A 21,272-nucleotide genomic window follows, 5' to 3' on the forward strand; every position below is an offset into this window, starting at 1 on the left:
GGACGGGCGGCCCACCGCGGGTCACGCCGCGGTTGCCGCCGTGCGACCGGTTCGCTGGACGGCCAGCACCCCCGCGATCGCGACCACGACGCCGACGACCGGCGGGATGAACCACTCCGCCTCGTTGCTCCACCACGCGGCGACCGCGGCCACCGCGTACACGGCGAGGTTGCGCCACTCGACGGCCGGCAGCCGGTCCGCGGCGACGGTCATGCCGCCGCGCCACCGGGCGAGGAAGTCACCGATCACGACGCCGCCCAGCGGCGGGACGAGGATGCCCAGCCACACCAGGTACTCGATGAGGTTGTCGTAGATCCCGGTGACGGCCAGGAGCGTCCCCAGCACCACGCCGCCGACGACGAAGGGCTTCTTGGACCGGGAGTTGGCGATCTCCGCGCCCGCGACGCCGAAGTTGTAGGCGGTGTTGTCGTTCGTGGTCCACAGGTTGGCCACCAGGAACACCAGGCCCCAGCCGACCAGGCCCAGCTGGTACAGCACGAGCACGAAGTCGCCCTCGCCGAAGGACAGCGCCCCGATCGCGCCGAAGAAGAGCATCAGGAACTCGCCGATGAGGAAGGCGACCAGGCAGGCCCAGAAGCCGGCTGCCGGGGTCCGCGCGAAGCGGGTCCAGTTGGGCGCCTGGGTGCCACCGGAGGCGAACGTCCCGACCACGACGGTGACCGCGACGGCGATCGTCATGGAGCTCGTGGGCTCGATCGCGCTCAGCCCGCTCCAGCCGCCGACCTCGTCCAGCGAGCGCCAGGTCACCCAGCCGGCCAGCACCAGCATCAGCGGTACCGAGACCACGGACAGGGCGTACATGCCCTTGTAGCCGTAGTAGGCGGTCACGCCCATCACCGCGCCCCCGGCCAGCATGAGCCCGACCTCGGCGGCCCGGCCCTCCCACTCCAGCGCGCTGGCGGTGAGCCCGGCGAAGGTGGCGACCGTGACGCCGTACCAGCCGACCTGCGTGCCGCCCAGCAGCAGCGAGGCGAGCTTCGAGCCCGTCGTCCCGAGGGAGTAGCGGCACATCATCACCGTGGTGAGCCCGGTGCGGGCGCCGATGCCGCCGATCGCGGCCACGTAGATCCCCAGGACGACGCTGCCCAGCAGCAGCACCCAGAACAGCGTGCCGGCGGAGAACGCCGTGCCCACCTGGGCGCCGGCCAGCATGGTGGGCGTGAAGAAGGTGAACCCGAGCAGCACGATCGCCAGGGAGAACAGCGACTTCCGCGCCGCCGACGGCACGGGATCGATGGGGTAGTCGGGGTCGACCTCGCCGACCGGGTCGTTCCGCACGCTGCTGCTCATCGGGTGCTCGCCTCGTACTCGTCGTGGTCGGAACCGATGTCCTCGTGCCAGAGCTCGGGGTGCTCCTCGATGAAGGCGGTCATGAGCGCCGTGCAGTCGGGGTCGTCGAGGACGACGACCTCGACGCCGTGCTGCGCGAGCCAGTCGTGGCCACCGCTGAAGTTCGTCGCCTCGCCGATCACGAGGCGGGAGATGCCGAACTGGCGCACCAGCCCGCTGCAGTACCAGCAGGGCGAGAGGGTGGTGACCATCGTGGTGCCGCGGTAGCTGCGCTGGCGGCCCGCGGCCTTGAACGCGGCGGTCTCCGCGTGCACCGAGGGGTCGCCGTCCTGGACCCTCCGGTTGTGACCGCGCCCCAGCACGGTGCCGTCGGGGGCGATCAGCGCGGCGCCGATGGGCACGCCCCCGGAGGCGCCCCCCGCCCGCGCTTCCTCCAGGGCGACGGCGAGCCAGCTGCGCGCCGTCGACGGGTCCAGTGGTGGGTGCGGTGCGCTCACGCGTGTCCTCCCGGGTGCGGACGCGGGCCGGTTCCCGCGCCGATGGCCTAGGAGGCTGTTGCAGCGGGCGCCGAGCCGCAATGCTCAGGACGTTCCGGATCGGCCCTGCGGTCCTGGACGGATCGTCAGTCGAAGACGGAGGCGCCCGTGCTCACCCTCGCCCGGTTCCTGGAGCTCCCCGCCGTCCGCGACGCCGCGCCCGAGCCCGCGGTCACCCCGCGCGCCGACGACGTCCCCGTCCGGTGGGTGCACTCGAGCGAGATCTACGAGATCGGACCGCTGCTCTCGGCGGGGGACCTGCTGCTCACGACCGGCCTGGGGCTGGCCGGCGTCGACGCCGGCGCGCGCCGGCACTGGGTGCGCGAGCTGGCCGCCCGCGGGGTGGCGGCCGTCGCGCTGGAGCTCGGCCGCTCGTTGCCGACGCTGCCCGACGAGCTGCTCGACGAGGCACGCCGGGCCGGCGTCCCCCTGTACGTCCTGCACCGGGTGGTGCCGTTCATCCGCGTCTGCGAGGAGGCGAACGGGGCGATCCTGCAGGCCGACGCCGGCCGGCTGCGCCTGGTCGACGCCGTGCTGGGCCGCGTCCACGCCGCCCTGGCCGGTGGGGGAGGGACGCCGGGGCTGGTCGCCGTCGCCGCCGAGGCCACCGGCGGTCCGGCGGCGCTGGTGACCAGGTCCGGTCAGGTGGTGGCCGCAGCCGGCATGCGGGACCAGCGGGCGACCGACCGGCTGCTGCGCCGGCCCGCTGCCGCTGCGCCCGTGCGGCTCTGGGACCTGGACTGGGGTGCCGTCCTGCTCGGCAGCGGGCCGGGGACCGACCTGCCCGGGCTGGAACTGCTCGCCGATCGGCTCGCCGGGGTGGCCGCGGTGGCGGTGGGCCAGTCCGGCACCGGCACGGACGGCGATCCCGCCGCGCCGCTGCTGGCCGACCTCCTCGCGGGGACCGTGCCCGGAACGCGTGAGCTGCTGCTGCGGGCGGGACTGGCCGACTTCCACCCGTCGCCGTCCGCGCGCGTGCTGGGGCTGGCCGCGACGGCGCCCGACCCGCGGCAGGTCATCGCCGCCTGGGCGCACGTCGCGCACGCGCACCGGCTGGAGCTGCTCGCCGACCGGGTGCGCGGAGAGCCGCTGGGGCTGGTCGCCGTCCCGGTCGGCCCGGATCGGAGCGACCCGGCCGGGTGGCTCGCGGAGGTGCTCGCCCTCGACGGGGTGCTGACCGCGATCGGGCCGGCGGTGCCGATGGCGGAGGCCGGTCACTCGCTGCGCGAGGCGCACGCGGCGCTGCCCACGGCAGCGGTGCTCGGCCGGGGCACGGTTCCCACCCGCGAGCTCACCCTGCCCCGGCTGCTCGGCGAGCTGGACGACGCGGCGCTGGTGCGGCTCGTCGACGACGCGCTCGCGCCGCTGGTGGCCTGGGACCGGGCCCACGGGAGCGACCTCGTGCACACCCTCGCCGTGCACCTGCGCCACGGCAGCCGGGTGCGGTCCGCGGGGGCGCTGCACGTGCACCGCCAGTCGCTGTACCAGCGGCTCGAGCGGATCGAGGCGCTCCTGGGGCACTCGGTCGACGACCCCGCGGCGCACGAGCACCTCGTCGTCGCCACCGCGGCGGCGCTGCTGCTGCACGCGCGCGGCCGGTCGGGCGACCGGCCGCGCGGGCGGTGAGGCCTACAGCCCCATCGGGTGCCAGACCGTCTTGGTCTCCAGGAACGGGGTCATGCGGGTGATGCCCGGGTCGGCGGCCCAGTCGGGCTCGCCGCCGGCCGGTGCGCGCACGACCCGCTTGATGGTCCCGGCCGCCTCCCGCTCGAACTCCATCGCCCGGCCGGCGGGGGCGCCGGTGAGGTCGATGGCGTCGACGTCGGCGTGCTCGGCCAGCCACGGCCCGAGCTCCTCGGCGTCGCCGGTGAGCAGGTTGACCACCCCGCCGGGGACGTCGCTGGTGGCCAGCACCTCGCCGAGGGTCACGGCCGGCAGCGGGCGCTCCTTGGAGCTGACGACCACCGCGGTGTTGCCGGTGGCGAGCACCGGCGCGAACACGCTGACCAGGCCCAGGAGGCTGGACTGCTGCGGGGCGAGGACGGCGACGACGCCGGTCGGCTCGGGGAGGCTGAAGTCGAAGTACGGGCCGGCGACGGGGTTGGACCCACCGAGGACGGCGCCGAGCTTGTCGGTCCACCCGGCGTACCAGACCCAGCGGTCGATGGCGGCGTCGACGGCGGCCCGCGCCTTGGACGACGACAGCCCTTCGCCGGCGGCGACCTCCTCGCAGAACTGCGCGTGCCGGCCCTCCATCACCTCGGCGACGCGGTAGAGCACCTGGCCGCGGTTGTAGGCGGTGGCCCCGGACCACTTCGCGAAGGCGCCACGGGCGGCGACGACCGCGTCGCGGGCGTCCTTGCGGCTGGCCCACGCGGCGTTGGCCAGGAAGTGGCCCTTCGCGTCGGTGACCTCGTAGGTGCGGCCGGACTCCGAGCGCGGGAAGGCGCCGTTCACGTAGAGCTTGTAGGTCTTGCGGACGGCGAGCCGGTCGTTGCCGATCACTGGTCAGCACCCTTCAGGTACGCGGCCAGGCCGTGGCGGCCGCCCTCACGCCCGTAGCCGGACTGCTTGTAGCCGCCGAAGGGCGACGTCGGGTCGAACTTGTTGAAGGTGTTGGCCCACACCACGCCGGCGCGCAGCTGGTCGGCGATCTTCAGGATGCGGGAGCCCTTCTCGCTCCAGATGCCGGCCGACAGCCCGTACGTGGTGTTGTTCGCCTTGGCGACGGCCTCGTCGGGCGTCCGGAAGGTGAGCACGCTCAGGACCGGCCCGAAGATCTCGTCGCGGGCGATGCGGTGCGCGGGGGAGACGTCGGTGAAGACGGTCGGCGGGTACCAGAAGCCCTTGGCCGGCAGCTCGCACGCCGGCTGCCAGCGCTGCGCGCCCTCGGCCTCGCCGATGTCCGACAGCTCGCGGATGCGGGCCAGCTGCTCGGCGGAGTTGATGGCGCCGATGTCGGTGTTCTTGTCCAGCGGGTCGCCGACGCGCAGCGTGCCGATCCGCCGCTGCAGGCTGGCGATCACCTCGTCGTGGATCGACTCCTGCACCAGCAGCCGGGAACCGGCGCAGCAGACGTGCCCCTGGTTGAAGAAGATGCCCTGCACGATGCCCTCGACGGCCTGGTCGATCGGGGCGTCGTCGCACACGATGTTCGCCGCCTTGCCGCCGAGCTCCAGGGTGAGCTTCTTGCGGGTGCCGGCGACGGCGCGGGCGATGGAGCGGCCGACGTCCGTCGATCCGGTGAAGGCCACCTTGTCGACGTCCGGGTGCTCGACGACCGCGCGGCCGGTGTCGCCGGCGCCGGTGACGATGTTGACCACGCCGGCCGGGAGGTCGGCCTGGCGGCAGATCTCGGCGAACAGCAGCGCGCTCAGCGGCGTGGTCTCGGCGGGCTTGAGGACGACGGTGTTGCCGGCGGCCAGGGCGGGGGCGACCTTCCACGCCAGCATGAGCAGCGGGAAGTTCCACGGGATGACCTGCCCGGCGACGCCGAGCGGGCGGGGCTGCGTGCCCAGGCCGACGTGCTCGAGCTTGTCGGCCCAGCCGGCGTAGTAGAAGAAGTGGGCCGCGGCGAGCGGGACGTCGACGTCGCGGGACTCGCGGATCGGCTTGCCGTTGTCCAGGGACTCGAGCACCGCGAACTCGCGGGCCCGCTCCTGCAGCAGCCGGGCGATGCGGAACAGGTACTTGCCGCGGTCGGCGGGGCGCATCGGGCCCCAGGTCTTCTCGAAGGCGCGACGAGCGGCGCGGACGGCGCGGTCGACGTCGGCCTCGCTGCCGGAGGCCACCTCGGAGAGGACCTCCTCGGTGGCCGGGTTGACGCTCTTGAACGCCTCACCGGTGCCGTCGACGAACTCGCCGTCGATGAACAGCCCGTAGGAGGGGGCGATGTCGACGATGGACCGCGACTCGGGGGCGGGGGCGTACTCGAAAGGCGTGCTGGTCATCTGCGGTCAGTCCACCGTGACGTAGTCGGGGCCGGAGTAGTGGCCGGTGCGCAGCTTCTGCCGCTGCAGCAGGAGGTCGTTGAGCAGGCTGGAGGCGCCGAAGCGGAACCAGTCGGGGTCCAGCCAGTCGGGGCCGACCGTCTCGTTGATCATCACCAGGTGCTTGATCGCGTCCTTGGTGGTGCGGATGCCACCGGCGGGCTTCATGCCGATCTGGCGGCCGGTGGCGGCGCGGAAGTCGCGCACCGCCTCGAGCATCACGAGGCACACCGGCAGGGTCGCAGCGGGGTTGATCTTGCCGGTGGAGGTCTTGATGAAGTCACCGCCGGCCAGCATCGCGATCCAGCTGGCGCGGCGGACGTTGTCCAGCGTCTTCAGCTCACCGGTCTCGAGGATGACCTTGAGGTGCGCGTCGCCGCAGGCCTCCTTGACCGCGACGATCTCGTCGTAGACGTCGAGGTAGCGCCCGGCCAGGAAGGCCCCGCGGTCGATGACCATGTCGATCTCGTCTGCGCCGTTGTCGACGGCGTCGCGGACGTCGGCCAGCTTCACCGCCTTGCTGGCGCGGCCGCTCGGGAACGCGGTGGCCACCGCGGCGACGTGGATGCCGGTGCCCTGCAGGGCCTCGCGGGCGACGCCGGCCAGGTCGCCGTAGACGCAGACGGCGGCGACCTTCGGCGTGGTCGGGTCGGTCGGGTCGGGCTGCTTGGCCTTGGCGGCCAGGCTGCGCACCTTGCCGGGGGTGTCAGCGCCCTCCAGCGTGGTGAGGTCGACCATCGAGATCGCGGTGTCGATCGCCCACGCCTTCGACGTCGTCTTGATCGACCGGGTGCCGAGCTGGGCCGCGCGCGCCTCCGCGCCCACCTGGTCGACACCCGGCAGGCCGTGCAGGAAGGCGCGGAACGCCGCATCGGACCTGGTGACGTCGTCGTACGGGGGGAGCGGTGCGACGAGCGCACGCGCGTCGTGCGACAGCGCGTCGGGGTCGAGCACGTGGGTCATGCGGCCATTCTCCCCTGCGGTGCCGCCGAGGCCCGAACCCGCTCACCCGGGGGAGCGGGATCGGGGTTCCGGCGTTCCCGCGGGAACGCCCTGGCCCCGGGGCCGCTACCGTGCAGCCCGTGCAGCTGACCGTCGTCGACCACCCGTTGGCCCGTGCCCGTCTCAGCAAGATGCGGGACGAGCGGACGGACAACGCCTCGTTCCGGGCCGCGCTCGCCGAGCTGACCCAGATGCTCGTGTACGAGGCCACCCGCGACCTCGAGATCGCCGAGGACCCGATCCGCACGCCGGTCACCGAGACCACCGGCTACCGGCTGGCCGCCCCGCCGCTGATCGTCCCGGTGCTGCGCGCCGGCCTCGGCATGGCCGACACGGCGCACGGGATGCTGCCGGAGTCGCAGATGGGCTTCGTCGGCCTGGCGCGCAACGAGGAGACCTTCCAGCCCGAGGCGTACATGGCCTCGCTGCCGGAGACCCTGGTCGACCGGCACGTCTTCGTGCTCGACCCGATGCTGGCGACCGGCGGCTCGCTGGTGCACTGCTGCGGGCTGCTCACCGCCCGCGGCGCCACGCAGATCACCGTGCTCTGCGCCCTCGCCGCGCCGGAGGGCATCCAGCGGCTCGAGGAGAGCGGCCTCCCGCTGCGGGTGTTCACCGCCAGCGTCGACGAGGGGCTCAACGAGCACGCCTACATCGTCCCGGGTCTGGGCGACGCCGGCGATCGCCAGTTCGGCGCGGTCTGACCGTGCGCTTCGGGGTGCTGGGCACCGGCCACTGGGCGCGGGCCGTGCACGCCACGGCCCTGGCCGCGCACCCGACCGCGGAACTGGTCGGGATCTGGGGTCGCGACGTCGCCAAGGCCAAGGCGCTGGGCGCGGAGTTCGACGTGCCCGGGTTCGCCGACGTGGACGAGCTGCTCGGCCAGGTGGACGCCGTGGCGATCGCGCTGCCGCCGGACGTGCAGGCGCCACTGGCGGAGAGAGCCGCGGCCGCGGGCAAGCACCTGCTCCTCGAGAAGCCGATCGCGCTCACGACGGAGGCCGCCGACCGGGTGGTCGCGGCGGTGCAGGCGTCCGGCGTGGCGTCGGTCGTCTTCTTCACGTTCCGGTTCCAGGCGGCCACCTCGACCTGGCTGACCCAGGCCGCGCGGACCCACCTGGCTGGTGGGGCCGGGTCGTGGCTGTCGTCGCTGGCCGGGACGCCGTTCGCGGCCTCGCCGTGGCGGCAGGAGCACGGGGCGCTGTGGGACATCGGCCCGCACGCGCTGTCGCTGCTGGTCCCCGCGCTCGGTCCGGTCGTCGCCGTCCAGGCCGGCGCAGGGCTGCGCGACACGGTGCACCTGGTGCTGACCCACGAGTCGGGGGTGGCGTCGACGGTGACGCTGTCGCACACCGTGACCCCGATGTCGACGGGCATCGAGTTCTTCGTGCACGGCGACGCCGGCCGGCTGGTGCTGCTGCCCGACACCGAGACCGCCGTGCAGGCGTTCTCCGTGGCCGTCGACGAGCTGGGCCAGGCCGCGGTCGCCGGCGGGGTCCACCCGTGCGACGTCGGCTTCGGCCGCGACGTGGTCCAGGTGCTGGAGACCGCGGTGCGCGCGCTGGAGACCGGCTGCCGGGAGACCGTCGCCCGCTGACCCGGGCGGTGCGCGTCAGTCGTAGGGGTTGGTGAGGACCGGCCGCGACTGCAGGACCTCGAAGGTGACCGGTGGGCCCTCGGTCGTGGTGCTGCCCGGGACGGGGACGCTCGCTCCGCCGTCGACGCTGAAGCTGGCCGACCAGGTGGTGGTGAGCGAGGCGGTGTACGTGCCGCTGCGGTAGTCGTGGCTGATCGTGTGGTCCGGGTAGGGGGCGCCCGGGGTGGTCGTCGTGAGGTCCGTGCCGTCGCCGGTGTGCCAGGTGAAGCCGGTGGCGCGGGCGACGATGTCGACGCTGAAGCCGCGGATGTCCAGGGTGAACGTCTGGGTTGTCGGGCCGTCGGTGAAGAAGATGATCGGCAGGCCGACCAAACCGTTGCCCGGTGGCTGCTGCTGGGTGGGCAGTTGGGGGAGCGGAAGCGTCTGGAAGTAGCGGAACACCTCGTCCGGCGACGGCGGCGGGTTCAACGCCGTGACGTCGAAACAAGCTCGCACAACGCGCATCCACTCGCCAACCGCGGTGCCCGGGGCGCCGCCCGCCGTGGGGTAGCCGTCCACGGTGCTGTTATTGGCGAGCACGAGGCGCCTTTGCTCAAGAACCAGATCCTCGACCACGCGCCCATCAGGCTGAGGGCATTCGAAGAAGTCGGTGCTGCGGCACCCCTGGTTCTCGCGATCGTCCGCCACGCACGGAGTCGACAGACGATAGGTGTACGGCTCCTCAGACGCTGCAGCGTTGGTAGCCGTCCACAGTCCGCCCGACCCGCGATCTACGTGGGCAGCTGTCAGCGATCCCGGCGCGTAGTCGACCTCCGGACAGAGCCGAGCGCCGCAGTCCGCTGCAGATGCGGAGGGTATGACTGCGATCAGCGCAATGAGTGGGAGCGACAGGACCACCCCGACTTGTCGTCTGATCATCCGACAGTGAAGTCCGTCATGAGCCATGTGGACCGCGATGCGTCCCACGCAAGCCCGATCCCGGCAGGGAGGTCCGTGTAAGCGTCCGACCCACCGTCTATCGATTGGCCAGCCGCATCAACCACGCTTAGCGGGGCCTGGTTGATGCGCAGGGCGATAGAAGCCGTCGACTCTTTCAGAAGCGGAGCCGGGAAGCTGGCGATCTCGATCTCTCCGCCCCGATAGCTGTGCCCAGCGGCGCCATCCGCTTCCGTGTTCGTGGCGATGCGGTCGCAGTCGCGGCAGCCGTCGCTGAGGTCGCGGAGCGGCTTCGCGTCCATGACCGTCGAGGTCCGGTTGATCAGGTCGATGTAGTACCGGACGAAGGCCTCGGCGCCGGCGGCGTCCTGGGTTCGCGCCTCCTCCGGCATCGGCATGTCCTCAGGGCCGAGCGGCGGCAGCTCGTCCTCGGTGGGGGCGGCGCTGCTGCTCGACGGCAGCGCATCGCTCGCCTCCTGCTTCTCCGAGCAGCCGGTGAGCACGAGCGCGCCCGCGCCCAGGCAGGCCAGCAGCCGCAGGGACCAGCGTCGCGTCACGTCGTCACCCCCGTGTTGATCTCGGTCGAGCGGAGACTACGCAGATCAGGAACCCGCACGCACTCCCGGTTGTGGACAACCACCCGATCGCTCCCGGGGCCCAGTTCGCGCTTCCGGGTCATCCACGGCCCGGGAGCGTTCAGAGCCCGAGTGCCGCCGACATCTCCGCACGCAGCTGGTCCAGCTCGTCCTCGCCGCGGCCGCGAGCCGCGATCAGCCCCGCGTCGTCGTGGACCGGCACCACCGACTCGAGGTAGGCCTTGAGCTTGGGTTCGGTGCCCGAGGGCCGCACGATCACGCGCACGCCGTCCCCGAGGAGCCGGACCGCGTCGACCGACGGCGTCTGCTCCGCCAGGTCGGCGAAGGCGACCGGCCGCCCCAGCAACGTCGCGGGCGGCGCCGAGCGCAGCCGGGCCATCGCGTCGGAGATCAGCGTCAGGTCCTCGACGCGCACCGACAGCTGCCCGGTCACGAACAACCCGTGCTCGCGGGCCAGCTCGTCCAGCCGGTCCAGCAGCGTCCGCCCCGAGGCCTTCAGCTCCGCGGCCAGGAGCGCCACGGCCAGCGCGGCCGAGATGCCGTCCTTGTCCCGCGCCACCGACGGCGCCACCGAGTAGCCGAGCGCCTCCTCGTACCCGTACACCAGCGGCGCCTCGGGCGAGCCCGCGCGCATGATCCACTTGAAGCCGGTCGGGGTCTCCGCCGACGGCGCCCCGTGCGCGGCCGCGACCACGTGCATCAGCGAGCCGCTCACCAGGGACGAGGCGTACGTCCCGCGCACTCCGCGCCGCAGCAGCCAGTCGGCCAGCAGCGCGCCGACCTCGTCACCGGTCAGCTGCCGCCCACCGCACACCACGGCGCAGCGATCGGCGTCCGGGTCCTCGGCGATCGCCACGTCCGCGCCCACGCGGGGCGCCAGCGCCTTGAGCAGGTCGGTCGCCCCGGGCTCCTCGGGGTTGGGGAAGGCCACGGTGCGGAAGGTCGGGTCGGGCTCGTCCTGCTCCGGCACGCTCACCGGCCGGGCCAGGCCCGCCGCCTCGAACACCGCGCGCGTCGTCTCCGCACCCACGCCGTGCATCGCCGTGTAGGCGACGACCAGTTCGCCGCGAGAGGCCACCCGCGTCGGCTCCAGCGCGGCGACGACGGCGGCCACGTAGTCGTCGACGACGTCGTCGCCGAGCGTGACCCAGTCGTCGGAGAGCTGGACGTCCCGGGGGGCGCCGACTGCGGCGATCGCGGCCTCGATCTCCCGGTCGGCCGGCGGCACCAGCTGCGCGCCGTCGCCGAGGTAGACCTTGTAACCGTTGTCGTCGGGCGGGTTGTGGCTGGCCGTCACCATGATCCCGGCGACGCAGCCGAGGTGGCGGACGGCGAAGGACAGCACCGGCGTGGGCAGCGCCCGGGGCATCACCTGCACCGCGAACCCGGCCGCGGACAGGACGGCCGCGGAGATCCGGGCGAACTCGTCGGAGCGACGGCGGGCGTCGAAGCCGATGACGATGCCTCCGCCCGCGGATCCCGAGCCGGACAGCCACGCGCCCAGCCCTGCGGCGGCACGGGTGACGACGGCGGCGTTCATCCCGGCCGGTCCGGCGCGCAGCGGACCGCGCAGCCCCGCCGTCCCGAACGTCAGCGGGCCGGCGAACCGGCGGCCGAGCTCGGCGACGTCCCCGGACTCGACCAGCGCGAGGATCTCCGCGGCGTCACCGGCGTGCGCGTCCGCCTCGGCCCAGGCGCGGGCGGTGGCGAGGAGCTGGTCGGGCGCAGCCGTCACGGGAGCCGGCCGATGAACTGCACGAGGAACTCACCCAGCCGCCCGGCGGCCTCGCGACCCGCGGCCAGCACCTCCTCGTGGTCGAGCTTCTCGCCGGTGATGCCGGCGGCCGCGTTGGTCACCATCGACAGGCCCACGACCTCGACGCCCGCGGCCCGCGCCGCGATCGCCTCCAGCGCCGTCGACATGCCCACCAGGTCGGCGCCGAGCGTCCGCAGCATCCGGATCTCGGCCGGCGTCTCGTAGTGCGGGCCCGGCAGCTGGGCGTAGACGCCCTCGGCGAGCGACGGGTCCAGCTCGCGCGCGAGCGCGCGCAGCCGCGAGGAGTAGAGGTCGGTCAGGTCGACGAAGTTCGCGCCGACCAGCGGGGAGCGCGCGGTGAGGTTGAGGTGGTCGGAGATCAGCACCGCCTGGCCCACCCGGTGCTGCGGGTCCAGCCCACCGGCCGCGTTGGTGAGGACCACGGTCTTCACGCCCGCCGCCGCGGCGGTGCGGACTCCGTGCACGACCGGGTCGATGCCGCGGCCCTCGTAGAAGTGGGTGCGCCCGAGGAAGAGCAGCACCTTGCGGTCGTCCACCCGCACCGAGCGGATGGAGCCGCCGTGGCCGACGGCCGTGGGGGCGGCGAAGCCGGGGAGGTCGCCGATGGCGACGGTCGACTCCGGCTCACCGAACGCCTCGGCGGCCGGCGCCCAGCCGGAGCCCATGACGACGGCGACGTCGTGCGGGCCGCCGACGGTGCGTGCCAGCTCCTCGGCGGCGAGGGTGGCGAGGGTCTGCGGGTCGGTTCCGGGGGGCTGGCTCACGCAGGGACGCTAACGCAGACGACACCGGACGACGCCGAGGCGATACTCCGGCGGTGCCCTCCCTGCCCTCCGCAGAGCAGCCGACCCTGACCGGCCCGCGGGTGCGGCTGCGCCCCTGGCGGCCGGACGACGTCGACGCCGTGCTCGCCGCCTGCCAGGACCCCGAGGTCCAGCGCTGGACGACGGTCCCGGTGCCCTACCGCCGGGAGGACGCCGAGGCGTTCGTGCTCGAGGTCGCCCCGTCGGCCGCCGAGCGGGGCGGCGCGCTCTTCGCCGTCGAGTTTCGCGACGGCGGTCCGCTCGTCGGCAGCATGTCGCTGCTGGCGCTGCGCGAGGGCGTGGCGAGCATCGGCTACTGGACCGCGGTCGAGCACCGGGGCCGGGGGTACACGGGCGAGGCGCTGCGGGTCCTCGCCACCCACCTGCTGGACCGGCCCGACGTCCGCCGGGTCGAGCTGGTCGCCGACGTGCGCAACACCGCCTCGTGCCGCACCGCGGAGAGCGCCGGGTTCGTCCGCGAGGGCGTGCTGCGGCGGCGCTCGGTGCACCGGGGCCAGGAGGTCGACGACGTCATGTACTCGCTGCTGCCCGACGACCCGCGGCCGGCCCGCTGACCTGGGCGTTCCTCCGGGCGGGTGACGGGCCGATCTCGCCCGGTGGGCCGCGCCGATCCTCCCTAGACTTCCGGAGGTGGAGATCCCTTTCCGCTCCTCCGAGCGCGCCAGCCTGGGCGTGGAGTGGGAGCTGCAGCTCGTCGACCGCGAGACGCGCGAGCTGACCGCCGGCGCCGTCGAGATCCTGGAGGAGCTGCGGCCCGAGGGCGCCGAGGAGCACCCCAAGGCCAAGCACGAGCTGCTGCAGTCGACCGTCGAGATCATCACCGGGGTCTGCACCACGGTCGCCGAGGCGAAGGCCGACCTCGCCGGCACGCTGGCCGAGGTGGTGGCCGCAGCCGACCGGCGGGGGCTCGGGGTGATGTGCGCGGGCAGCCACCCGTTCACCCGCTGGGACTCGCAGGAGATCTCGCCCAAGGAGCGCTACCTCGAGCTGGTCGAGCGGATGCAGTGGCTGGCCCGCCGGCTGCAGATCTTCGGCGTCCACGTGCACGTCGGCGTCCGCTCACCGGACAAGATCATCCCCATCGTCAACGCGCTGACCCAGTACCTGCCGCACCTGCTCGCGCTGTCGGCGTCCTCACCCTTCTGGTCCGGCTGCGACACCGGGCTGGCCTCGGCCCGCACCAAGGTCTTCGAGGGCATGCCCACCGGCGGGCTGCCGCACCAGCTCGCCGACTGGGCCGAGTTCGAGGAGTACATGGACACGCTCATCCGCACGGGCGCGATCCAGAGCGTCCGCGAGGTGTGGTGGGACGTCCGGCCGCACCCCGACTTCGGCACCGTCGAGCTGCGCATCTGCGACGGGCTGCCGACCCTCGACGAGATCGGGGCCGTCGCCGCCCTGGCGCAGTGCCTCGTCGAGCAGTTCGACACCCAGCTCGACCGCGGCTACACGCTCCCCACGCCGGCCGAGTGGGTGATCCGGGAGAACAAGTGGCGTGCGGTCCGCTGGGGCCTCGACGCCGACATCGTGGTCGACGAGAAGGGCACCGTCCGGCCGGTCCGGCAGGCGATCCTGGACCTGGTCGAGGAGCTCACCCCGACGGCGAAGCGGCTGGGCTGCGAGGCCGAGCTCGCCGACGTCGTCCGGATCGTCGAGCTGGGCGCCTCCTACCAGCGGCAGCGCGCCGTCGCCGCCGCGCACGACGGCGACCTGACCGCCGTCGTCGACAGCCTGCTGGCCGAGCTGCGCGACGGTCTCCCCGCTGCCGGACCCGCCGGCGACGCCGGGGGGCACGCGGCGTGAACCCCGTCGTCGAGAAGGTGGGGGCGGGCGTCGACGAGTGGGTCCGCGCCCACACCCCGCAGCTGATCGCCACCCGCCGGCACCTGCACGCCCATCCCGAGCTGGCCTTCGCCGAGTTCGAGACGACGTCCTTCCTCGAGCAGCGGCTGCGCGCGCACGGGCTCGCGCCCCGGCGCCTGCCGACCGGCACCGGGCTGGTCTGCGAGGTGGGGTCGGGGGAGCCGACCGTCGTCCTGCGCGCCGACATCGACGCGCTGCCCCTGGCCGACCTCAAGAACGTCCCGTACGCCTCCAACCGCGAGGGGCTGTGCCACGCCTGCGGGCACGACGTGCACACGACCGTGCTGCTCGGCGTGCTCATCGCGCTGGCCGAGCTCGGTGGCTTCCCCGGCACCGTGCGCGGCGTCTTCCAGCCCGCCGAGGAGACGCTGCCCGGCGGCGCCTCGGAGGTGGTCGCCTCCGGCGTCCTCGACGGGGCCACGCGGGCGTTCGCGCTGCACTGCGACCCGTCGGTCCCGGCCGGCAAGGTGGGGCTGCGCACCGGCGCGATCACCGCCGCCTGCGACCGGCTCGACGTCACGCTGATCGGGCCGGGCGGGCACACCGCCCGCCCGCAGCTCACCGTCGACCTGGTCGACGCCCTCGGCCGGCTGATCACCGACCTGCCCGCCCTGCTGTCGCGGCAGGTGGACCCGCGCGCGGGGATGTCGCTGGTGTGGGGCGCGGTCAACGCCGGCATCGCCGCCAACGCCATCCCGCAGCGCGGCCACCTGCGGGGCACCGTCCGCATCCTGGACCGCGACACCTGGAAGGACGCCGAGGACCTGCTGCGCTCGCTGGTCGAGCGGGTGGCCGCCACCACCGGCGCCGATGTCGAGGTCGACTACGTCCGCGGGGTGCCACCCGTGGTCAACGACCCGCGCTCGGTCGCGCTGCTGCGCTCGGCCGCGCTGCAGACCGTGGGCACCGAGGGCCTGGTCCTCTCGCCGCAGAGCATGGGCGGGGAGGACTTCGGCTGGTTCGCCGACGTCATGCCGATCGCGCTGGCCCGCCTGGGCACCCACGGCGGTGGCGCGCCGCTCGACCTGCACCGGGGCACCTTCGACGTCGACGAGCGGGCCATCGGCGTCGGCGTGCGGCTCATGGCGCGCACCGCGCTGCACGCGCTGGAGGCCGATGCGGGACCCACCCGCACGGGCAAACGCGCCCCCGGGGACACTTCTGCCCGACGTGCCGTCGACGAGAGGCGGGAACCCGACGATGAGTTCCACCGACCAGACCAGCAGTCCCGAGAAGGCTGACGCCGAGGTCCCGGCCGAGCACGCGGTCCCCGAGGACCTGCGGCTCGCCGGGGAGTTCCCCGCGGTGACCCGCGACGAGTGGCGGGAGCTGGTCGCCGGCGTGCTCCGCAAGGCCGGCCGCGAGAACCTGCCCGACCCGGTCGAGGACGCGCTGCGCGTGGCCGTCGCCCCCGGCGTGACCGTGGCCCCGCTCTACACCGCGGAGGACGCCGGCGACCTGCCGCGCGCCGTCGGCGTGCCGGGGCTGCCGCCGTTCGTCCGGGGCGCCCGGCCCGGGGGCGATCCGGCGGGATCGGCCGAGGTGACCGCCGCCGGTGGCGCCGAGGGCGGCGCGCCCGGCGGCTGGGACGTCCGGCAGCGGCACGCCCACCCGGACGTCGAGGTCACCCGCGAGGCGATCGCCGCCGACCTGGAGAACGGCGTCACCTCGCTGTGGCTGGTCGTCGGCGAGGGCGCCGTCCCGGTCGACCGGCTGGGCGACGTGCTCTCCGACGTGCTGCTCGACCTGGCCCCGGTGACCGTCGAGGGCGGCGAGGCCGCGGCCACCGCCTTCCTCGACCTGGTCGAGGGCCGCACCGACCTGGCCCCCGGCAGCAGCCTCGGCCTCGACCCGCTCGGCGTGCACGCCGCCTCCGGCCGGTCGCAGGACCTGTCCGGCCTGGCCGACGTCGCCCGTCGTGCCGCCGGCCACGCCGGGATGCGCGCCGTCGTCGTGGACGCGACCGTCTTCCACGACGCCGGCGCCTCGGCCGTCGAGGAGCTCGGCTGCTCGCTGGCAGCGGGCGTGGCCTACCTGCGGGCGCTCACCGACGGCGGGTTGCCCGTCGACAAGGCCTTCGGCCAGCTGGAGTTCCGCTACGCGGCGACCGCCGACCAGTTCACGACGATCGCCGCGCTGCGCGCCGCCCGCCGGCTGTGGGACCGCGTCGGCGAGGTCAGCGGCGCCTCGCCCGAGGCCCGCGCCCAGCGCCAGCTCGCCGTCACCTCCTCGGTGATGACGACGAAGCGCGACCCCTGGGTCAACATGCTGCGGACCACGGTCGCCTGCTTCGCCGCCGGGGTGGGCGGCGCCGACGTCGTCACCGTGCAGCCGTTCGACGCCGCACTCGGCCTGCCGGACTCCTTCTCCCGGCGGATCGCCCGCAACACGCAGAACCTGCTGGTCGAGGAGGGCCACCTGGCCCGCGTCCTCGACCCCGCCGGCGGCTCCTGGTACGTCGAGTCGCTGACCGACGCGCTGGCCGAGGCCGCCTGGGAGTGGTTCACCGAGATCGAGAAGAACGGCGGCCTGGTCGCGGCGCTCGACTCCGGCCTGGTGCGCGAGCGGATCGGCGCCGCGTGGGACGAGCGCGCCGCCCGGCTGGCCACGCGCGCGGACGCCATCACCGGCGTCAGCGAGTTCCCGAACCTGGCGGAGAAGCTGCCCGAGCGGCAGCCCGCCGCGGACCTGCACCCGAGCGGCGGTCTGCCGCGGGTGCGCGCGGCGCAGGAGTTCGAGGCGCTGCGCGACGCCGCCGACGCCGTGGGGGAGCGGCCGGCGGTCTACCTCGCCACCATCGGCCCGATCGCCAGGCACACCGCGCGGGCAGCCTTCGCCGGCAACCTGTTCCAGGCCGGTGGTCTGGCCACGCCGTCCGGCGACGGCGCCGCCGGGCTGGCCGACGCCGGCACGACGGTGGCCTGCATCTGCGGCACCGACAAGGACTACGCCGCCGAGGCGGCGGGCCTGGTCCGCGAGCTGAAGGACGCCGGCGCCACGCAGGTGTGGCTGGCCGGCAAGCCGGACCTGGCCGTCGACGGCGTCGACGGGTACGTCTTCACCGGGTGCGACGCCCTCGCGGCGCTGCGGACCGTGCACGCGGAGCTGGGCATCGGAGGAGTTCAGGCATGAGCGGCATCCCGGACTTCAGCGGCGTCGAGCTGGGCCGTCCGGGCCCCGGTGCCTCGGCGGACGAGTGGGCCAAGGCGTTCGAGGAGACCACCGGCCGCGGCGTGGAGGAGGCGGCCTGGGAGACCCCCGAGGGCATCGCCGTCCCGCCGCTGTTCACGCCGGCCGACCTGGAGGGTCTGGACTTCCTCGACACCCTCCCGGGTCTGCCGCCGTTCCTGCGCGGCCCCTACCCGACGATGTACGCCACCCAGCCGTGGACCGTCCGCCAGTACGCGGGCTTCTCCACCGCGTCGGAGTCCAACGCCTTCTACCGGCGCAACCTGGCCGCCGGGCAGAAGGGCCTGTCGGTCGCCTTCGACCTGCCCACGCACCGCGGCTACGACTCCGACCACCCGCGCGTGGTCGGCGACGTCGGCATGGCGGGCGTGGCGATCGACTCGATCCTGGACATGCGGCAGCTGTTCGACGGCATCCCGCTGGACCGGATGAGCGTCTCGATGACGATGAACGGCGCCGTCCTGCCGGTGCTGGCGCTCTACATCGTCGCGGCCGAGGAGCAGGGGGTGAAGCCGGAACAGCTGACCGGCACCATCCAGAACGACATCCTCAAAGAGTTCATGGTGCGGAACACCTACATCTACCCGCCCAAGCCCTCGATGCAGATCATCAGCGACATCTTCAGCTTCACCTCCCAGCAGATGCCGCGGTTCAACTCCATCTCGATCTCCGGCTACCACATCCAGGAGGCCGGGGCGACGGCCGATCTGGAGCTGGCGTACACGCTGGCCGACGGCGTGGAGTACCTGAAGGCCGGTCAGGCCGCGGGCCTGGACGTGGACGCGTTCGCGCCCCGCCTGTCGTTCTTCTGGGCGATCGGCATGAACTTCTTCATGGAGGTCGCCAAGCTCCGCGCCGGCCGGCTGCTGTGGGCCAAGCTGGTGAAGGACGCCGGGGCGCAGAACCCGAAGTCGCTGTCGCTGCGCACGCACTCGCAGACCTCCGGCTGGTCGCTGACCGCGCAGGACGTCTACAACAACGTCGTCCGCACCTGCCTGGAGGCCATGGCCGCCACCCAGGGGCACACCCAGTCGCTGCACACCAACGCACTCGACGAGGCGCTGGCGCTGCCCACCGACTTCTCCGCCCGGATCGCTCGCAACACCCAGCTGCTGCTGCAGCAGGAGTCGGGCACCACGCGGGTCATCGACCCGTGGGGCGGCTCGGCCTACGTGGAGAAGCTCACCTACGACCTGGCCCGGCGCGCGTGGGCGCACATCCAGGAGGTCGACGAGCACGGCGGCATGGCCCAGGCCATCGACGACGGCATCCCGAAGCTGCGCATCGAGGAGGCCGCGGCCCGCACGCAGGCCCGCATCGACTCGGGTCGCCAGCCGGTCATCGGTGTGAACAAGTACCGGGTCGAGGCCGACGAGGCCATCGAGGTCCTGCGGGTGGACAACAAGGACGTCCTCGCCCAGCAGAAGGCCAAGCTCGAGCAGCTGCGCTCGGAGCGGGACGCCGGCGCGGTCGAGGAGTCGCTGCGCCGGCTCACCGACGCCGCCCGCGCGGCCGCCGACGGCCGGCGGGGGAGCGACCTCGACGCGAACCTGCTCAAGCTCGCCGTCGACGCCGCCCGCGCGAAGGCCACGGTCGGGGAGATCTCCGACGCGCTCGAGGCGGTGTACGGGCGGCACGCCGGCCAGGTGCGCACCATCTCCGGCGTGTACCGCGACGAGGCAGGAGCATCGGGCCCCATGGAGGAGACCCGCCGCATGGCCGAGCAGTTCGAGGAGGCCGAGGGCCGCCGCCCCCGCATCCTCGTGGCCAAGATGGGCCAGGACGGCCACGACCGCGGGCAGAAGGTCATCGCCACCGCCTTCGCCGACCTCGGCTTCGACGTCGACGTCGGCCCGCTGTTCCAGACGCCGGAGGAGGTCGCCCGGCAGGCGGTCGAGGCCGACGTGCACGTCGTGGGCGTCTCGTCGCTGGCCGCCGGTCACCTCACCCTGGTCCCGGCGCTCAAGCAGGCGCTGGCCGACCTCGGGGCCGACGACGTGCTGATCGTCGTCGGCGGCGTCATCCCGCCCGACGACGTGCCGACGCTGAAGGAGATGGGCGCCGCCGCGGTCTTCCCGCCCGGCACGGTCATCGCCGAGGCGGCGCAGGAGCTGCTGCGGACGCTGTCCCAGCGCCTCGGCCACTGATGGGGGTCGCCGACCTGGTCGACGGCGTCCTCGCCGCTGACCGGCGGGCCGTCGCGCGGGCCATCACCCTCGTGGAGTCACGGCGGGCCGACCACCGCGACCGGGCGCAGGAGCTGCTGGTCGAGCTGCTGCCGCACGCCGGGGGCGCGCGGCGGGTGGGCATCAGCGGCGTGCCCGGCGTCGGGAAGTCGACCTTCATCGACCACCTGGGGGTCACGCTGACCGCGGCCGGCTCCAAGGTGGCGGTGCTCGCCGTCGACCCGTCGTCGGCGCGCTCGGGTGGCTCCATCCTCGGCGACAAGACGCGGATGGCCCGGCTGGCGGTCGACCCGAACGCCTTCATCCGGCCCTCGCCGACGTCGGGCACCCTCGGCGGGGTCGCGCAGGCGACGCGGGAGTCGATGGTGGTGGTCGAGGCGGCCGGCTACGACGTCGTCCTGGTGGAGACCGTCGGTGTCGGCCAGTCGGAGATCACCGTCGCAGAGATGGTCGACTCGTTCCTCTTCCTGACCCTGGCCCGCACCGGCGATCAGCTGCAGGGGATCAAGCGGGGCATCCTCGAGATCGCCGACGTCATCGCGGTCAACAAGGCCGACGGCGACGGCGCGCCCGCCGCCAGGAAGGCGGCGCGCGAGCTCGCCGGCGCGATCCGGATGCTGCGCGGGCACGACGAGGCGTGGACGGTGCCGGTGCTGACCTGCGCCGGGCTCACCGGCGAGGGGCTCGACGAGGTGTGGGCGAAGCTGGTCGAGCACCAGGACCGCGCCAAGGCCGACGGCCGCTTCGACGAGCGCCGCCGGGCCCAGCAGGTGCGCTGGACCTGGCAGGTGGTCCGCGACGGCCTGGAGCACGCGCTGCGCTCGCACCCCGGCGTGCGCTCGGCCGCGCCCGAGCTGGAGAAGGCCGTGCTGGCGGGCGAGCTGACCCCCGCGCTGGCGGCCCGGCAGATCCTGGACACCTTCCTCGAGGGCTGAGCTCCCTCGATCAGAACGCGGTGCGGCAGTCCCTGGACCGGAGCTCGCGGACGTAGTCGTCGGGGGCGCCGGCCGCCTCGGCGGCGTCGGCGATGCCCCCGAGGTGCCGGGCCGAGGGCAGCCCGCCCTCGAACGCGTCGAGCACGTAGACGTAGGCGACGACGTCACCGGCCAGCGTGTGCACCCGCAGGTGCAGCCGTCGGTAGAGGCCGTGGTCGGCGCCCTCCCACGCGTCGAGGGCACGCTCGTCGGCCTCGGTGAGGTCGTAGAGCGCGACGAACACGCCCGGTGCGTCGTCGTCGGTGGGCACGAGCGTGGCCAGCGCGCCCTCCCAGCCGTACTCCTCCGCGCCGAACGTCAACCGCCAGCCCCTGATCCAGCCGGTCCCCGTGTGCGGGGACGCCGGGCAGCGGCGCAGCATCTGCGCGGGATCCATGTTCGACCCGTAGGCGGCGTAGAGGCCCATCGCCGCCGAGGTTAACCACCGGGCCCCTCCAGCCGATGCACCTGTGGGGACGCGCCACACCCCGA

General features: G+C 73.9%; 19 protein-coding genes. 9 read left to right on the forward strand and 10 right to left on the reverse strand.

Annotated features, from left to right (window positions below; translation table 11 throughout):
* Positions 1 to 21: 21 nt before the first annotated feature.
* Both codB and DQ241_RS04240 read right to left on the reverse strand, forming a co-directional pair.
* Positions 22 to 1,311, reverse strand: coding sequence for a cytosine permease (codB, locus tag DQ241_RS04235; RefSeq protein ID WP_113828833.1), 1,290 nt, complete (start codon positions 1,309 to 1,311; stop codon positions 22 to 24).
* On the reverse strand, positions 1,308 to 1,808 hold the full coding sequence (locus DQ241_RS04240) for a nucleoside deaminase (protein WP_199584029.1): 501 nt from the start codon (positions 1,806 to 1,808) through the stop codon (positions 1,308 to 1,310). The genes codB and DQ241_RS04240 overlap by 4 nt, the downstream gene beginning before the upstream one ends.
* 147 nt (positions 1,809 to 1,955) lie before the next feature.
* On the opposite strand from DQ241_RS04240, the gene DQ241_RS04245 reads away from it, so the two are divergent.
* Positions 1,956 to 3,473, forward strand: coding sequence for a PucR family transcriptional regulator ligand-binding domain-containing protein (locus DQ241_RS04245; RefSeq protein WP_113828834.1), 1,518 nt, complete (start codon positions 1,956 to 1,958; stop codon positions 3,471 to 3,473).
* 3 nt (positions 3,474 to 3,476) lie between these two features.
* Here DQ241_RS04245 and DQ241_RS04250 read toward each other — a convergent pair whose 3' ends face one another.
* Genes DQ241_RS04250 through deoC form a run of 3 tightly spaced genes read right to left on the reverse strand, consistent with a single transcriptional unit; the run spans position 3,477 to position 6,799 of the window.
* Positions 3,477 to 4,352 (reverse strand): aldehyde dehydrogenase family protein, encoded by an 876-nt coding sequence (locus tag DQ241_RS04250; protein ID WP_233492193.1) that lies wholly within the window; start codon positions 4,350 to 4,352, stop codon positions 3,477 to 3,479.
* Positions 4,349 to 5,797: an aldehyde dehydrogenase family protein gene (locus tag DQ241_RS04255; protein WP_113828835.1), complete on the reverse strand. Its 1,449-nt coding sequence runs from the start codon at positions 5,795 to 5,797 to the stop codon at positions 4,349 to 4,351. The genes DQ241_RS04250 and DQ241_RS04255 overlap by 4 nt, the downstream gene beginning before the upstream one ends.
* 6 nt (positions 5,798 to 5,803) lie before the next feature.
* On the reverse strand, positions 5,804 to 6,799 hold the full coding sequence (gene deoC, locus DQ241_RS04260) for a deoxyribose-phosphate aldolase (protein WP_113828836.1): 996 nt from the start codon (positions 6,797 to 6,799) through the stop codon (positions 5,804 to 5,806).
* A gap of 119 nt (positions 6,800 to 6,918) precedes the next feature.
* On the opposite strand from deoC, the gene upp reads away from it, so the two are divergent.
* Positions 6,919 to 7,542 carry a uracil phosphoribosyltransferase gene (upp, locus tag DQ241_RS04265; protein WP_113828837.1) on the forward strand — a complete coding sequence of 208 codons (624 nt, stop codon included), beginning with the start codon at positions 6,919 to 6,921 and terminating at the stop codon, positions 7,540 to 7,542.
* Between the two features lie 2 nt (positions 7,543 to 7,544).
* Positions 7,545 to 8,435 carry a Gfo/Idh/MocA family protein gene (locus tag DQ241_RS04270; RefSeq protein WP_113828838.1) on the forward strand — a complete coding sequence of 297 codons (891 nt, stop codon included), beginning with the start codon at positions 7,545 to 7,547 and terminating at the stop codon, positions 8,433 to 8,435.
* 15 nt (positions 8,436 to 8,450) lie between these two features.
* Here DQ241_RS04270 and DQ241_RS04275 read toward each other — a convergent pair whose 3' ends face one another.
* The 4 genes from DQ241_RS04275 to DQ241_RS04290 all read right to left on the reverse strand — a co-directional run bounded on the left by DQ241_RS04275 (position 8,451) and on the right by DQ241_RS04290 (position 12,508).
* Positions 8,451 to 9,122: a hypothetical protein gene (locus DQ241_RS04275; RefSeq protein ID WP_233492194.1), complete on the reverse strand. Its 672-nt coding sequence runs from the start codon at positions 9,120 to 9,122 to the stop codon at positions 8,451 to 8,453.
* Between the two features lie 227 nt (positions 9,123 to 9,349).
* Positions 9,350 to 9,928 carry a DUF6318 family protein gene (locus DQ241_RS04280; RefSeq protein ID WP_113828839.1) on the reverse strand — a complete coding sequence of 193 codons (579 nt, stop codon included), beginning with the start codon at positions 9,926 to 9,928 and terminating at the stop codon, positions 9,350 to 9,352.
* A 139-nt stretch (positions 9,929 to 10,067) separates the two neighbouring features.
* Complete coding sequence (locus tag DQ241_RS04285) at positions 10,068 to 11,702, reverse strand: phospho-sugar mutase (protein WP_113828840.1); 1,635 nt, start codon at positions 11,700 to 11,702, stop codon at positions 10,068 to 10,070.
* Positions 11,699 to 12,508, reverse strand: a complete 810-nt coding sequence (locus DQ241_RS04290; RefSeq protein ID WP_113828841.1) for a purine-nucleoside phosphorylase — start codon at positions 12,506 to 12,508, stop codon at positions 11,699 to 11,701. The genes DQ241_RS04285 and DQ241_RS04290 overlap by 4 nt, the downstream gene beginning before the upstream one ends.
* 53 nt (positions 12,509 to 12,561) lie before the next feature.
* Between DQ241_RS04290 and DQ241_RS04295 the strand changes: the two genes are divergently transcribed.
* From DQ241_RS04295 to meaB, 6 genes are all read left to right on the forward strand, one after another.
* A complete protein-coding gene (locus DQ241_RS04295; protein ID WP_158545868.1) occupies positions 12,562 to 13,122 on the forward strand; it encodes a GNAT family N-acetyltransferase in 561 nt (186 codons plus the stop codon).
* 76 nt (positions 13,123 to 13,198) lie between these two features.
* Positions 13,199 to 14,371 (forward strand): glutamate--cysteine ligase, encoded by a 1,173-nt coding sequence (locus DQ241_RS04300; RefSeq protein ID WP_113828843.1) that lies wholly within the window; start codon positions 13,199 to 13,201, stop codon positions 14,369 to 14,371.
* Positions 14,368 to 15,672, forward strand: a complete 1,305-nt coding sequence (locus tag DQ241_RS04305; RefSeq protein WP_113828844.1) for an amidohydrolase — start codon at positions 14,368 to 14,370, stop codon at positions 15,670 to 15,672. Before DQ241_RS04300 ends, DQ241_RS04305 begins: the two co-directional genes overlap by 4 nt.
* Positions 15,632 to 17,563: a methylmalonyl-CoA mutase subunit beta gene (locus tag DQ241_RS04310; RefSeq protein WP_113828845.1), complete on the forward strand. Its 1,932-nt coding sequence runs from the start codon at positions 15,632 to 15,634 to the stop codon at positions 17,561 to 17,563. Before DQ241_RS04305 ends, DQ241_RS04310 begins: the two co-directional genes overlap by 41 nt.
* The gene (gene scpA, locus DQ241_RS04315) at positions 17,560 to 19,767 is read left to right on the forward strand and encodes a methylmalonyl-CoA mutase (RefSeq protein WP_113828846.1); all 2,208 of its coding nucleotides are present in this window, start codon (positions 17,560 to 17,562) and stop codon (positions 19,765 to 19,767) included. Before DQ241_RS04310 ends, scpA begins: the two co-directional genes overlap by 4 nt.
* Positions 19,767 to 20,741 (forward strand): methylmalonyl Co-A mutase-associated GTPase MeaB, encoded by a 975-nt coding sequence (gene meaB, locus DQ241_RS04320; RefSeq protein ID WP_113828847.1) that lies wholly within the window; start codon positions 19,767 to 19,769, stop codon positions 20,739 to 20,741. The genes scpA and meaB overlap by 1 nt, the downstream gene beginning before the upstream one ends.
* 10 nt (positions 20,742 to 20,751) lie before the next feature.
* On the opposite strand, the gene DQ241_RS04325 is transcribed toward meaB, so the two are convergent.
* A complete protein-coding gene (locus DQ241_RS04325) occupies positions 20,752 to 21,207 on the reverse strand; it encodes a gamma-glutamylcyclotransferase family protein (RefSeq protein WP_113828848.1) in 456 nt (151 codons plus the stop codon).
* Positions 21,208 to 21,272: the final 65 nt, after the last annotated feature.

Source organism: Blastococcus sp. TF02A-30, assembly GCF_003319185.1.
Lineage (GTDB): Bacteria > Actinomycetota > Actinomycetes > Mycobacteriales > Geodermatophilaceae > Blastococcus.

Excerpts from the sequence above, each read along its gene's own strand:
- codB (WP_113828833.1), bottom strand. The coding sequence starts at position 1,311 with ATGAGCAGCAGCGTGCGGAACGACCCGGTCGGCGAGGTCGACCCCGAC.
- DQ241_RS04255 (WP_113828835.1), bottom strand. The coding sequence starts at position 5,797 with ATGACCAGCACGCCTTTCGAGTACGCCCCCGCCCCCGAGTCGCGGTCC.
- deoC (WP_113828836.1), bottom strand. The coding sequence starts at position 6,799 with ATGACCCACGTGCTCGACCCCGACGCGCTGTCGCACGACGCGCGTGCG.
- DQ241_RS04310 (WP_113828845.1), top strand. The coding sequence starts at position 15,632 with ATGAGTTCCACCGACCAGACCAGCAGTCCCGAGAAGGCTGACGCCGAG.
- scpA (WP_113828846.1), top strand. The coding sequence starts at position 17,560 with ATGAGCGGCATCCCGGACTTCAGCGGCGTCGAGCTGGGCCGTCCGGGC.
- meaB (WP_113828847.1), top strand. The coding sequence starts at position 19,767 with ATGGGGGTCGCCGACCTGGTCGACGGCGTCCTCGCCGCTGACCGGCGG.
- DQ241_RS04325 (WP_113828848.1), bottom strand. The coding sequence starts at position 21,207 with ATGGGCCTCTACGCCGCCTACGGGTCGAACATGGATCCCGCGCAGATG.